Genomic DNA, 13,767 nt, shown 5'->3' with positions numbered 1-13,767 from the left:
TCCCTTCCCCCCGAAGGTTAACGGCGTTACGCTAACGCCACTAACCTACTGAGGGGTACGGGATGCTGGTCCGAATCGCACAACTGTCCACTCGATTCCCGCGCGTGGTGCTGTCGGCCACAGTCGCCATCGCCCTGCTGTGTGGTGTTTTCGGTGCCACCGTGCCCGCTCATCTGAAACCCGGCGGATTCGTCCCCGAGAACGCCGAATCCAGTCGAGCGGCCCGGCTGATCGCGGACAACTTCGACGGCGCGACCCCCAACTACGTCCTGCTGGTCGATTCCCCGAACGGAGTGGACACTCCCGCGACCCGCGAACGCGCGCTGCGAGTCGTCGAAACCCTACGCACCCACGAGAACGTCTCGGGCGTGCAGTCGTATTGGACCGCGCAGCCCATGGTCGCCGCCGCGCTCCGCAGCACCGACGGTAAAAGCGCCCTGATCGCGGCATACCTCGGCGGCGACGAAACTCAGATCCAGCAGACCGCGGGCGAGATCACCGACCAGGTGACCGGCACCCACGACGGGATCACCGTCCGCCAAGGCGGGGTCGCGGCGGTCTACCACGACGTCAACGAACAGATCACCCACGACCTGGCCATCGCCGAGGCGGCCGCCATCCCCTTGACGCTGATCGTGCTCGTGCTGGTGTTCGGCAGCATGGTCGCCGCCGCGCTCCCGCTACTGCTCGGCCTGTTCGCCATTGCGGCCACCCTGGCGATCCTGCGACTGTTCACGACGTTCACCGATGTGTCGGTCTTCGCCATGAACCTAACCACCGCCCTGGGTCTGGCCCTGGCCATCGACTACAGCCTGTTCATCGTCAGCCGTTACCGCGAGGAGCTCGCCGCCGGACTGGATACGACGGCCGCCACCATTCGAGCGGTGCAGACCGCCGGCCGCACCGTGCTGTACTCGGCCCTGACAGTGGCGCTGTCGCTCGCGGTCATGGCGATATTCGACCTGTACTTCTTGAAATCCTTCGCCTACTCCGGGGTCGCGGTGGTCGCCGCCGCGGCGGCCGCCGCCATCATCACTCTGCCCGCGGCCCTGGTCCTGCTCGGTCATCGGGTCAACAGCCTCGATCTGCGTGCCCCCATCCTGCGTCTTTTCGGACGCACCCCCACCACACCGGGCACCATGATCCCCGAACAGACCCTCTGGTATCGCACCGTGATGCGCGTGATGCGCCATGCGATTCCGATCTCGGTGGTGATCGTGGCGCTGCTGCTGGTGCTCGGGTCGCCATTCCTGTCGGCGAAATTCGGTTACCCCGATGACCGGGTCCTGCCCACCGAGGCCGCCGCGCGCCAGGTCGGCGACGAACTCCGCGCGGAATTCCCCCGAGCGAATTCCGGCGAATACACCACCATCATGCTCGCGGACTTCCACGATCGACAGGCCGTCGGCACCTATGCCGCCCAACTGTCCGAGGTCGACGATGTCACCGCGGTCCTGTCCGCCGCCGGGGTGTACATCTCCGGCAACCGACTCGCCTCCGCCCCGCCCGGTATGGCCAACGACACCGGCACCTACCTGACCGTGGCCAGTTCGCTCGATCCCTTCTCCCCGGCCGCATCCCGACAGCTGGACGAGCTGCGCTCGATACCCGCTCCCGCCCCCGCGCTGTTCGGCGGGGCACCGGCGATCAATGTCGATTCTCTGAACTCGCTCGCGGCGCGCCTGCCCTTGGCCGCGCTGTTGATCGCGCTCACCACTTTCGTGGTGCTGTTCTTGTTCACCGGCAGCCTGGTGCTACCACTGAAAGCGCTGATCCTGAACACTCTCTCACTGACCGCCGCCTTCGGAGCGATGGTGTGGATCTTCCAGGACGGACATCTGGCGGATCTGATCGGCTTCACCCCGGTCGGCTATCTGGTGCCGACCATGCCGATTCTCATGTTCTGCCTGGCATTCGGACTGTCCATGGACTACGAGGTGTTCCTACTGGCCCGAATCCGGGAAGAATGGCTGCGCCGGCGCGCCACACGAACCGGTCGCGAACACGCCGCCGAGGACAATACCCAGGCCGTCGCCATCGGGGTGGCCCGCACCGGTCGGATCTTCACCGCCGCCGCGGTGCTCATGGCCATAGTGATCGGTGCACTGACCACCTCGAAGGTTTCGTTCATCCAGCTCATGGGATTGGGCCTGACCCTGACCGTCCTGGTCGACGCCACCGTTATCCGCGCCCTGCTCGTCCCGGCCCTCATGCGGCTACTCGGGCCCGTCAACTGGTGGGCGCCGAAACCCTTGGCCCGCCTGCACGAGCGCATTGCCCTCACCGAGGAATCCGACCCACCGGTGCGCCCCACACCCGAACCGGTGGGATCGTCAGGACCCGGGAAACGAATATGAGCCCATCCCGCCGACCTCGATCACCGCGCGGCTCGGGTGAGCAGTTACGCGATGAAATCCTCGCCGCCGCCGCCGAACTGCTGCATCGCACCGGTAGCGCCGAGGCGGTATCGATCCGGGAGATCGGCAGAATGGTCGGCGTCACCGCACCGTCCATCTACCGTCATTTCGCCGATAAGGACGCATTGATCGAGGCGGTGGTGGTCCAGGTCTTCGAAGACCTGGACGCCGCCATGCGCGCGGCCGTCGACCCTGCGGACCCACCCGCGCTCCGAATGCGCGAACTCGGCCTGACCTATATTCGCTTCGCGCTGGAACACCCCGAGCAGTATCGGATCGCCACCGCCCCGACCGAGACCCGGCGGGCCGTAGATCTGGTGTTCACCAGCGGGCCCTTCCGGCATTTCGCGGCCACCGTGGAAGAGGCCATGGCCGACGGGACCATCGAACCGGGCGATCCGGTGCCGGTGGTACTGGAACTGTGGGCCGTCGCCCATGGCATCGCCTCGCTGCTACTCGCCAAACCGTATCTGCCCTGGGGCGACCCGATGACGTTCGCCACGCACGTACTCGACGCCGCCTATGCCGGACACGTGGTCACCGAACTGGTGGGTCGCGACGCGACACCTGCGCAGATGACCCAGTGGCTGATGGACCTACGCGCGAAGAAACGCGACCTCAACCGACCTCGTCCGCCGATGCGGTGAACGTATTGCACTGCATAGCCCGGTTGTCGTCCGCCCCGCGGCCGAACCACCGGCCGCTGTTCTCCGGCGAACCGTGATCGCGCATATCGCCGCTCTGATCGCCACGCCAACCGGCGTCCTGCCGAGCCAGGTCCAACTGGCCGGTCGTCAACGCCCCACCCTGCGTCGACGACCCCAGATACATGCCGTCGAAACAATTGGCCTGCAACTCGACCCGACGGGACAACTCCAGTCCCTGCGGCGTCCGGGGTCCGAGATCGATCCGATCGCTGTTGACCCGACGCAGAATCCCGGACATGTTCTGTACATGATGGCCGTACTCGTGGGCGAACACCGATAGATAGACCACCCAGTTGTCCCCGTACATATCGGTCTGCAACTGGCTGATCGGCATATAGATGCTCTTGTTCGCCGGACAATAGAACGCCGCGAAATTACTGGTGGATCCGGTACACGGGGTGGTGATGCCTTCCGTGTCCGCCGACACCTTCACCGTCGGCGGGGTGAACGGCAACCCGGCCTGCTCCAATACCGGACGCCAGGCTTCTTCCAGACATTTCTCCGCGCTCTCGAAGAACGCGCGCGCCGTCGCCTCGTCGGTACCCCACCGGGCGTAATCGCAGTGGGCGGGCAACAGGGTGGCGTTCGGGTCGGTCAGCAGCGGGTTCTGCGCGGTTTCGGCGGGCCCGGAGTCGTCGTTGCCGTAACTGTGCGCCGGTCGCGGACCGGCGCTGATCTCCGCCACCACCGAGGTGAGCGCGACCCGCGCCAGACCGAACGCCACCACCAGGACCAACACCACGAACAGCGTGCTCGCGAGACCCCCACCGCCGGAGCGGCGCGGTGGTCGCCCCGGACTGCGATAGGCCACAGGTGGCGGCATGGGCGATGCGGATCCGGGCCGCCGACCGGGAACCGGTCCGTGGGACGGGTACCCGGGCGGCGGACCGTATGGTGGGCGCGGAAAACCCTGTGGCGCGGCATATCCGGGAGGAGTGGGGGCATAAGGCGGACGGTGACCGGGCGGAGCCGACGGCGGCGATCCGTAGGGTGGACGTCGACCTCCCGAAAGCGGCTGTCCACCTGGCGGAACCGGCCCATATCCATATGGTGGTCGCGTCACTCCCCCGCCCTTCCCGATCTTCTACAGCCCTGACGAAGATATAGCAGGCTGTTTAGAGTATCGAGTCATGCTCACTATTCGGGGGGGCGCTGTAGCGCTGCTGCTCGCTGTCGTCGGACTGTTCACACTGGGAACACCGGACGCCGGCGCGCAGCCCGCCGGCGTCGCCATCACTGTGGATATGAAGCTGAACCGTCAGGGCGTGCTCGAGGTCGACGAGCGGGTGACCGTCCCCCCGGACGGCCGGTTCCAAATGTCGCTGCCACTGCGGTTGCGCATCGACGAGAACTCCGAACGGCGTTTCCAGGTCACCGATATCGAGGCATCCGGTGCGGGCACCGCACAGGTGGTCGACGATCTGTTCACCGTCGATGCGGGTCCCGGTGAATCGACCTTCCGGTATGCGGTGCACAACACCGTCAACGACGCCGAGGGCAGTCAGGTCTTCCGTTGGATGGGTGCTCTGAACGCCGATATCGCGGAGATTCACGCCTCGCTCATCAGCCCAAGTTTCGAGATGGGCATCGTGGACTGCAAACTCGGCCCACCCGGCAATACCCGGCCCTGCGCCCAGGTGCGGATCGAGGCCGACGGCATGCTGTACCTGGAGCAGACGAATCTCCGCAAAGGCGAAGCCGTCGATCTCACCCTGCAGATCCCACCCGGCACGGTGCCGGCGAATGCCGATATCCACTCCTCGGGCGGTTCGTTCTTCGCCCTCACCGGCCCGGTTTTCCTTGCGTTCGGCGTATTGCTGGCGGCCATGGCAGCATTGGCCGCCTATATCGTCCGGGCTCGGCGACCGATCACGATCGAGACCATCGATCCGCTGGTACACGCCGATGGCCGGACCCAGTTCGCCTCCCCCGACGGCCTGCTCCCCGGCGAGGCCGGGCTCCTGTTGAACGAGTACGCGGCTCCGACCGATATTGCCGCCACCGTTGTCGACCTCGCGGTGCGCTGCTATATCCGGATCGAGCCGATCGGGGATTCCGACTGGCGTATCACCCGGATCAACCCGCCCGACGACGGGCTACGTGGTTATGAACGGGCCCTCTATGACACCCTCCTGCCCGCCGGCACCGAGGCGACAACCCTGTCCGAACTGCGCCGTCCCGGTCGGATGCCGGTGGAATCGCTGCGTGCGGCCATGTTCGCCGACGCGGTGGAGCGCGGGGTTCTCTTCGGTACCGGTCGGCGCAGGCTGCCACTGTGGCTGGGGGGCGGACTGCTCGTGGTCGGCATAGCCGCGACCATCGGCGCGGCAGTCGTCTCGGGACATGTGCTGGTGGGTATCGCCATCGCCCTCGGCGGCCTCGGCGTACTGGTCGCCCAACGCTTCCTACCCTCGCGCACCGGCCTCGGCCGGGAACTCACCGCGCAGGTCCACGGCCTGCGCCGTGGACTGGACGAGCTTCGCGCCGATCGGGTGCCGGCCGCCGATCGGGAGCTGGTCTTCTCCCGCGCCCTGCCCTACACAGTGGTGTGGGGCAGGGCCGACAACTGGATCCGCGCCTTCCGCGACCTGGATCCCGCCGCGGACAACACCCCCGGCCTGTACTGGTTCGGCGGGTTCGACCGGGACCGCGACCTGCACCGTTTCGCCGGTCATTTCCCGTATTTCATCACCGCCGTGGAATCTCTTTTCCCCGCGGCGTGAGCAGACGGCCGGCGAATATCAGGCCTGAACCCGGCGGATGGCGGCCGCCGGGTCGGCGTACAACACGCTCAACGAGGTGACCACGGCGGCGAACTCCTGCACCTTCGACGCATAGCCGGTGACCCGGATATCGGTGGGCGGCAAAACCGTCGCCTCGGCGAATGCCCGCGCCACGTGGGCGAGGCCGGGACGGTACGCCGTGAAGGCCTGGCCGCCGAGCAGCACCCGGTCGGGGTTGAACATATCCCGCACGAGCGCCACGGTGCGGCCGAGGATGGTGGCCCGTTCGGCCAGCAGTCCCCGCGCCGGTTCCGAACCGTTGGCCGCGGCCCGGTAGAGGTCGGCAATGGTGGTGCCCTGGCTGCCATTGTGCGCCGGAATGATGCCGCGGCCCACCGCCTGCGCGTGCAACGCCCGATCGCCCACGGTCGCCTCCAAGCAACCGCGCCGGCCGCATGCGCAGGTGATATCGGAGCCGGTGGGCAGATGGGCGATCGAACCGGGACCATTGCTCGGGGTGTGGACCCGACCGTCCAGGCTCACCGCCACACCGGCAGTTTCCCGGAGATAGAAATACAGGCTGCTGCCGCGGGGGGCGCCCACACGGGTGAGTTCGTCACCGGCGGACGGATCGGCCGGAGACAGCAGCAGTTCGGCGGCGGCCATCGCCTCCACATGCGGCGCTACCGAGACCGGCAACTCCAGAACGTCGCTGAAAACCGCCCCCACGGGAGCTTCTTGCCAACCGAGTTTCGGATGGTCCACCACGCCGGTGCGGGTATCGACCCGGCCACCGATCGCCACACCCACCCATAACGGTGTCCGCTTGTGCCAGCGCTGTAAGAACGCCTTGGCGCTGCGGGCCACGGTGGTGACGGCGAATTCCTGACCGGATTGCGGAGTCGCGATGGACAATCCACCCAGGATCCGTCCGCGCAGATCGGCGACCACGATCTTGGTGGAGGTGGCACCCACATGGACGCCGAGGGTCAGATAGCGTTCGTGGTTCACCTCGAACGGCACCCGCGGCCGGCCCACCGCCCCGGAGGCCGTCAGATCCTGACGTTCACGCAGCAGACCCGCGGTGAGCAGGGCCGCGACCTGACGGTTGACCGTCGCGGTGCTCAGGCCGGTGGCCTTGGCGGCGACATCACGGAAGGTGGGGCCGGTGACGGCGGCCCGCAGCACCGCCGCGGCGGGGTTGTCCGAAATCCGCAGTTCGGGTGCGACAACCGGACGCTGGGGGCGGGTACGACGGGGAAGGGCGACGATACCGGAGTGGTCCAGGGTGGGGAGAGACATTGCTGCTGTTCCTTGCTGAGGTCCCGGGGAGGTGGGACATATGCCTGAGAATGGGCGAAAAGGCAGCTCAGAGGGTGAAGAACCCGCTCAGCCGCAGCAGGAGGAACAACACAATTCCCGCGTGGGCGGGAGCCGCAGACCCAGCGCGGCGGTCACATAGGTGACCCGCGGCGGCTTGGCGCGGTTGATGTTCATAACAAATAAGTTAACATCACCGCCTCCGGCGCACCAAGGTTTCGCCGAATCGTCTTGATCATCTCTTTCCGGCGGCGGCCTTGAGTTGTTTCTTGAACGCGCGGACCTCGAGTAGGGTTTGCGCGTCCACCACATCGGCGGCGGAACGCCGGGAACCGGGCTCGGCGTAGGCGCCCGCGGCGGTCTCCCAACCATCGGGGCGGACCCCGAGCTGCTTCCCGAGCAGCGCCAGGAAGATACGCGCCTTCTGGTCGCCGTACCCCGGCAGCTCCTTCAGACGACGCAGAACTTCTTTCCCGTCCGGTTCGTCGGCGGTCCAGATGGCCTCGACATCGCCGTCGTACCGTTCGACCACGAAATGGGCGAGGTCCTGGATCCGGCGCGCCATGGCCCGGCCGTACCGGTGGATGGCCGGTGGGGTGGCGCACAGTTGCTCGAACTGCTCGGGATCGGTCTCGGCGATTCGGTGCACATCCAGCCCGTCCATCCGGTCGGCGATCTTCCAAGGACCCCGAAACGCCTGTTCCATCGGATACTGCTGGTCCAACAACATCCCGATGAGCAAGGCCAATGGATCCTTCGACAGCAGCTCGTCCGCCGCGGACTCCTGGGCCAGACACAACTCGGCCATATCGCGCACCTCTCCTGTTCCCGACACGTCTTCCGCCAATCCCGCCCGACCCCGGCGGGCCACCCCGCACAGTACCCGTTACACACGCGCTACCAGCGAGTTCATTACCGATCGGTAGCGAACCTCGGGTGCGTTCCTGCCGCGCAAGGGGCGTGATCGACGCGTAGGCTCGGCGCATGCCACACACGGCGACAATCACTTCCGCACTCCGCACAATGGATGGACACGGATTCATGGATAGTTTCGGGTTACGACCCGACCGTTTCGACGCCGCGGGCCAGGATCAACTGGTCGATGTCCACGATCTTCGGGCCGCACTGCCCGGCCTGGCGCGCCTGCGGGCCTGGGCGCACGAGGCACTCGCCCTGCGACCCGGCGAAAGCGCCGCCGATATCGGCTCCGGTACCGGCTCGGAGGTGATCGCCTTCGCCGAGGCGGTCGGCCCGACCGGCCGAGCAGTGGGGGTGGAACCCGATCCGCGCCTACTGGCCGCCGCCGAACGCCGGGCGGCCGACGCCGGATCACGGGCCACCTTCCACTCCGGCGATGCCTATGGCGTGCCGTTCGGTTCCGACACTTTCGACGCCGTCCTGTGCGAGCGCGTCTTCCAGCACCTCACCACCCCTATCCGGGCCGCTCGAGAGATCGCCCGAGTGCTGCGTCCCGGGGGCCGCGCGGTGGTGGTGGACGCCGACTGGGATACCGCGATCGTGCACCCCGGTGACCGCAAAGTGGTGCGAGAGGTCATCGAAACCCTGATCGTCAACACCACCAACCCGTTCTCCGGCCGTCGCCTACCGGGCCTGTTGACCAAGGCCGGGCTCGTGGTCGACGAGGTCGGTTCCCAGGCCCTGGTCCAGGACCGTTCGGTCGGGGCGGGCGCGCTGGTCAGCCGGATCTCGGCCATGGCCGTCGCCCGCCGGGCCATTACCGAAGAGCAGCGGACGAAACTGCTCGACGATCTGGCCGCCGGTGCCGCGGTCGGAGATATCCACCTTTCGGTGACCATGTTCGCCGTCCTCGCCCACAAACCCGCCTGAACGCACGAGGGTGGTGCCGGTCCGGGAACCGACACCACCCTCGTGGCCCGTCCTCCGCGTGATCGCCGCGGGGCACCGAATTATTTGCCGAGCAATTTCTCCGTCGCGGCGAGCAACACACAGGTCGCCAGCCCATCCATCGCCTTCTCCAGTTCCGGCAGGGAAGGGAAGCTCGGGGCGATCCGGATGTTCTTGTCCTCCGGGTCCTTCTTGTACGGGAAGGCCGACCCGGCCGCGGTGAGCGCGATACCAGCATCCTTGGCCAGCTCGATCACCCGCGCCGCGGTGCCCTCCAGCACATCGAGGCTGATGAAATAACCGCCTTTCGGCGCGGTCCAGGACGCAACCTTGCTGGGGCCCAGCCGTTCTTCCAGGATCTTCAGTACGAGCGCGAACTTGGGTTCCAAGATGGCGCGATGTTTCTGCATATGTGCGCGCACACCGGCGGCGTCGGTGAAGAACCGCAGGTGTCGTAGCTGGTTGATCTTGTCCGGGCCGATACTCTTCTTACCCGCGTACTGCAGATACCAGTCCAAGTTCTCGGTGGAGGCGCCGAAGAAACTCACCCCCGCCCCCGCGAAAGTGATCTTCGAGGTGGAGGCGAAGACCAGGGGACGGTTGGGGTGCCCGGCCGCCGCGGCCATACCGAGGACATCCAGCACCGGGGCGGCGGTATCGGTCAGCGGATGCACCGCATAGGCGTTGTCCCAGAACAGGCGGAAGTCGGGAGCGGCGGCGGGCATCGAAACAAGTTCGCGCACAACGTCTTCGGAGAAGACAACACCGGTCGGGTTGGAGTAGTTCGGCACCGCCCACAAGCCCTTGATCTGGGGATCGTCGGCCAGCAGCGCGGCGATGGCGGCGGCGTCGGGGCCATCGTGCAGTATCGGGACGGGGATCATCTCGAATCCGAGCGATTCGGTGATCGCGAAATGCCGGTCGTATCCGGGGCAGGGACAGATGAACTTCACCGTCGGCTCGTCCGCCCAGCGTCGCGGCGAATCCACCGTGCCGTGCAGGGTCGCATAGACGATGACGTCGTGCATGAGCTCGAGGCTGGCGTTGTTGCCCGCGATCAGGTTCGACACCGGGATGCCGAGCAGTTCGCCGAAGATGGCACGAAGTTCCGGCAGCCCCTGTAGGCCGCCGTAGTTGCGGCAATCGGTGCCGGTGCCGTCCCGGTAGTCGCCGTCACCGGGCAGGGACAACAGGGCGGCGGAGAGGTCGAGTTGTTCCGGCGAGGGTTTACCCCTGGTCAGATCCAGCGTGAGCTTCTCGGATTGGAGCCTCGCATAGTTCGCGGTTTGAAGCTCGTGTTCGGACACGAGCTCCTCATGGCTCATCAAGCCGATCTGCGTTTGCCGGGGCATCTTGGACAGCCTTTCCAAGCAGCGTGGATTTGGTCGATTTCGGGGAGCCGGCCGAGCACCGGCCCCGGGACCACGTTACCCAAGTGGTTGCCGAGAAACAGCGGCAATGGAAGGCACAATGGAAGACAACAGAATCGAAGGGAGAAAGAAAGGGGACCCCGCGCACCCGGCAGAGCCCGTTGACCCTTGCTGCCTTCCGGCCCTGGGGGGGTTCACAGGATGCGCGCCGCGCGGGATCCGCCAGCCAGTGTAGCTGCTGCGTCCACCCCCCGTTACCAGGGGCCGTGTCGACGTCCCCGAACCCCACGTTTTCCCCGGTCACCGCCCGATCAGCCCGTATACGTGGCGGATCTCGGGAACGGACTCCATCGAACCGGACACCGCGATCGGATGAGGACGTCGGTCGGGCTGCGCGAGTGGGCCCGACCCGGAAGAAAAATCCGCCGGTAGCGATCGAATTCGATCGCTACCGGCGGATTCGTGGCGGAGGATGCGGGATTCGAACCCGCGAGGGCTGTTAACCCAACCCGCGTTCCAGGCGAGCGCCATAGGCCACTAGGCGAATCCTCCGCCGAGCAGCATACCGTCACCCGCACCCAGACGTAAAAACGGCCGGTCCCACCCGGTGAACCGCACCACTCGAGGTGATGGCGGGAAAACCGATTCGGGGTCACATATGGTCGCCGTATCGGCGTGAGTGGCAATACGGGCGTCTATGGTCCGGGAGCCATCCGATGCGCCGCGACGACCTCGCCCAGCGCCGAACGCAGCAGATCGGTGTAGTCGTCGATATCCGGCACCGTGGCCGGATCGGCGTGCACCGAGAAGGTCACGGTGTCGCCGAGCCCGTGCAGCCCGTGGGTCAGATGCATCACCGACCCGAGCGCGGGAAAACCGGCGGTGAATCGGACCGGGGCCCCACCGAAGGTGAGATCCGCGGGACCGCGGTCGACACTCGACAACACGGTGTGACCGGCCACGGTGTCCGGAATGACTTCGATCGGGAACCGCAGCACATCCCGACGGTGTATCGGGGCGGGTACTGCCGCGGTCACGGCATCCTGCGCGGCCAAGAGGGGGTGCGCGGCCCGTCGGCGTCGCGCCGCGAGCGTCTCGGCTATGCCGGTGGCCCGCCGCCGCGGATCGGGCTCCCCGGCGCACAGGTCCACCCCGAGACTTCGATAATTGTTGCGCACCCCCGGCACCTCGGGTAACGCCATCGGCACCTGTGCCCCCAGCCGTGACCCGTTCTCGCCGCGGGAGGCCAGATACCGCTCCACCGCCAGGGACACCGTGGTCAATGCCACCACCGTGATACTGCGCTCCACCACGCGGAGGTCCTCGATCGGGCAAACGATCATGCGGACCGTATGCCCGGTGACCTGCGCAGGCCCGTTCAATGGTCCCGGTGGATAGCCGGGTGCGGGTTCGGGCAGGAGGCCCGCCGCGGTCAATTCGGCCAGTTCCCGCTGCGCCCGGCGGGCCCGCACACCACGGCCCAGAGTTCGCGCGATATCGATCGGTAGGCGCATCGCCGCGTACCCGGCCGAGAATCGGGAGGTCACCGCCCGTACCGCTCTACCCGGCCATCTCCCGGCCTCACCGTCCCCGGCCGGCGCCCACGGTGCCCGATCACCGGTGGACGTGCCCGCCGTATCACGATCCGCCCGGCCGCGGCCGATCTCGTCGGAACCGGTGAACAGTCCTCGAGCCAGCCGCGCGGCACCCCGACCGTCGGCGAAGGCGTGTGATATCTGCAGCACCGCCACGGTAGAGAACGGATCACCGGTGGGCGCGGCCCGGATACCGCGGAAGACATGCAGCCGCCACGGGCGATCAGTGGGGTCGACCCCGGTGTCCAGCAGCTCTCCGAGCGCCCGCAGCAACCGTGACCACTCCCATCCTCGTGCGGCGTGATCCACGAATTGATCGGCCGTCGGCGCACAGGAAACCCACCTCGGATACGACAGACCGGTGGGATCCTCACGCAGCCGCACCCGTAGTTCCGGAATCGCGGCGCACCGCTGCTCGACCTCCCGCCGCAGCTCGGTGATATCGCACTCGGGTTCGGCGAAGCAGTACAGCAGGAACTGGTCGTTGCGGATACGGCGCGACAGCCAGTACATGGTCGCGTCCTGCGGCGCCAATGAGCTCATTCGCCCGACCCTACGAGCGGCAGCGACCATCGGCTTCATCGTGTCGAGCGTCGACGCACCACGGACCGAGCGCTACGCTTTGTAGTAGGTCCAATCCATCTCTCGGACGAGCGGGTGTCGCCATGGCAGCTCGAACAGGCCGGCTGATCGGTGCACAGGCCAATGATATGGACGAGCGGTACAAGGCCGCCGCGTTCGTCAAGCGCTCGGTCAACAAGGTTTTCCCCACGCATTGGTCGTTCCTGTTGGGTGAGATCGCGCTGTACAGCTTCATCATCCTGTTGCTGTCCGGTGTGTATCTCACGCTGTACTTCGACCCGTCGATGGCGCATGTCACCTACGACGGCGCGTACCAGCCGCTGCGCGGTGTCGGTATGTCGCGGGCGTACGAGACCGCGTTGAACATCTCCTTCGAGGTGCGCGGCGGGTTGTTCGTGCGGCAGGTGCATCACTGGGCGGCGTTGTTGTTCGCCGCCTCGATCATCGTGCACCTGTTCCGGATCTTCTTCACCGGCGCGTTCCGCAAGCCGCGTGAGGGAAACTGGGTGATCGGGTCGCTGCTGTTGATCATGGCGATGTTCGAGGGTTTCTTCGGGTACTCGTTGCCCGACGATCTGCTCTCGGGCACCGGTCTGCGGGCGGCGTTCTCCGGTATCACCATCGGTCTCCCGGTGATCGGCACCTGGTTGCACTGGTTGATCTTCGGCGGTGACTTCCCCGGCGAGATCATCATCCCCCGCCTGTATGTCACCCATGTGTTGCTGTTCCCCGGGATCATGTTGGCGCTGATCGCGGCGCATGTGGCGATCGTGTGGTACCAGAAGCACACCCAGTTCCCCGGCCCCGGCCGCACCGAGAACAATGTGGTGGGTTCCCGGATCGTGCCGGTGTTCGCCGCCGACCAGGGCGCGTTCTTCGCCATGACATTAGGGGTGACCGCGCTACTGGGTGGGCTGTTCCAGATCAACCCGATCTGGAACCTGGGTCCGTACAACCCCTCGCAGGTGTCGGCGGGTTCGCAGCCGGACTTCTACATGATGTGGACCGACGGTCTGGCCCGATTGATGCCGCCGTGGGAGCTGTACATCGGCAACCACACCGTCCCGGCGGTGACCTGGGTCGCACTCACCATGGGGCTGGTCTTCGTGGTGCTCATCAGCTATCCCTGGATCGAGAAGCGACTCACCGACGACCGGGGAGCCCACCACAACCTGCTACAACGGCCA

General features: G+C 66.5%; 10 protein-coding genes, 1 tRNA gene and 1 other RNA gene. 5 read left to right on the top strand and 7 right to left on the bottom strand.

From position 1 onward, the window contains the following. Nucleotides 1-62 precede the first annotated feature (62 nt). Nucleotides 63-2,357 (top strand): MMPL family transporter, encoded by a 2,295-nt coding sequence (locus ON32_RS01055; protein ID WP_040788004.1) that lies wholly within the window; start codon nt 63-65, stop codon nt 2,355-2,357. After that, nucleotides 2,354-3,064 carry a TetR/AcrR family transcriptional regulator gene (locus tag ON32_RS01050; protein WP_051132737.1) on the top strand — a complete coding sequence of 237 codons (711 nt, stop codon included), beginning with the start codon at nt 2,354-2,356 and terminating at the stop codon, nt 3,062-3,064. Before ON32_RS01055 ends, ON32_RS01050 begins: the two co-directional genes overlap by 4 nt. Here the strand turns inward: ON32_RS01050 and ON32_RS01045 are convergent. Further along, complete coding sequence (locus tag ON32_RS01045) at nt 3,036-3,947, bottom strand: neutral zinc metallopeptidase (RefSeq protein ID WP_040788002.1); 912 nt, start codon at nt 3,945-3,947, stop codon at nt 3,036-3,038. The genes ON32_RS01050 and ON32_RS01045 overlap by 29 nt on opposite strands. 307 nt (nt 3,948-4,254) lie before the next feature. Here ON32_RS01045 and ON32_RS01035 point away from each other — a divergent pair, with 307 nt between their 5' ends. After that, nucleotides 4,255-5,847: a DUF2207 family protein gene (locus ON32_RS01035; protein ID WP_040787998.1), complete on the top strand. Its 1,593-nt coding sequence runs from the start codon at nt 4,255-4,257 to the stop codon at nt 5,845-5,847. Nucleotides 5,848-5,865: 18 nt separating this feature from the next. On the opposite strand, the gene ON32_RS01030 is transcribed toward ON32_RS01035, so the two are convergent. Both ON32_RS01030 and ON32_RS01025 read right to left on the bottom strand, forming a co-directional pair. Beyond that, entirely contained in the window at nt 5,866-7,149 is a 1,284-nt protein-coding gene (locus ON32_RS01030) for an ROK family transcriptional regulator (protein ID WP_040787997.1), read from the bottom strand. A gap of 253 nt (nt 7,150-7,402) precedes the next feature. Beyond that, nucleotides 7,403-7,975, bottom strand: coding sequence for an HhH-GPD-type base excision DNA repair protein (locus ON32_RS01025; protein ID WP_040788070.1), 573 nt, complete (start codon nt 7,973-7,975; stop codon nt 7,403-7,405). 233 nt (nt 7,976-8,208) lie between these two features. Here ON32_RS01025 and ON32_RS01020 point away from each other — a divergent pair, with 233 nt between their 5' ends. Continuing rightward, nucleotides 8,209-9,015 carry a methyltransferase domain-containing protein gene (locus ON32_RS01020; RefSeq protein ID WP_040788069.1) on the top strand — a complete coding sequence of 269 codons (807 nt, stop codon included), beginning with the start codon at nt 8,209-8,211 and terminating at the stop codon, nt 9,013-9,015. An 80-nt stretch (nt 9,016-9,095) separates the two neighbouring features. Here the strand turns inward: ON32_RS01020 and ON32_RS01015 are convergent, their stop codons facing one another. From ON32_RS01015 to ON32_RS01005, 4 genes are all read right to left on the bottom strand, one after another. Next, on the bottom strand, nt 9,096-10,385 hold the full coding sequence (locus tag ON32_RS01015) for an aspartate aminotransferase type Ic (protein ID WP_040787996.1): 1,290 nt from the start codon (nt 10,383-10,385) through the stop codon (nt 9,096-9,098). A gap of 147 nt (nt 10,386-10,532) precedes the next feature. Then, nucleotides 10,533-10,627: signal recognition particle sRNA small type (gene ffs, locus ON32_RS27465), an RNA gene on the bottom strand. A gap of 239 nt (nt 10,628-10,866) precedes the next feature. Continuing rightward, nucleotides 10,867-10,955: transfer RNA gene (locus ON32_RS01010), tRNA-Ser, on the bottom strand. Between the two features lie 143 nt (nt 10,956-11,098). Beyond that, entirely contained in the window at nt 11,099-12,541 is a 1,443-nt protein-coding gene (locus tag ON32_RS01005; protein ID WP_040787994.1) for a WS/DGAT domain-containing protein, read from the bottom strand. 122 nt (nt 12,542-12,663) lie between these two features. On the opposite strand from ON32_RS01005, the gene qcrB reads away from it, so the two are divergent. Continuing rightward, nucleotides 12,664-13,767, top strand: a 1,104-nt coding sequence (gene qcrB / locus ON32_RS01000; protein ID WP_040788068.1) for a cytochrome bc1 complex cytochrome b subunit, incomplete at its 3' end; no start/stop codon positions are given.

The organism is Nocardia paucivorans NBRC 100373, from assembly GCF_000308675.1.
Taxonomy (GTDB): Bacteria; Actinomycetota; Actinomycetes; order Mycobacteriales; family Mycobacteriaceae; genus Nocardia; species Nocardia paucivorans.
Note: the sequence above shows the minus strand (reverse complement) of the source record. Positions and strands in the feature narration are given on the sequence as shown.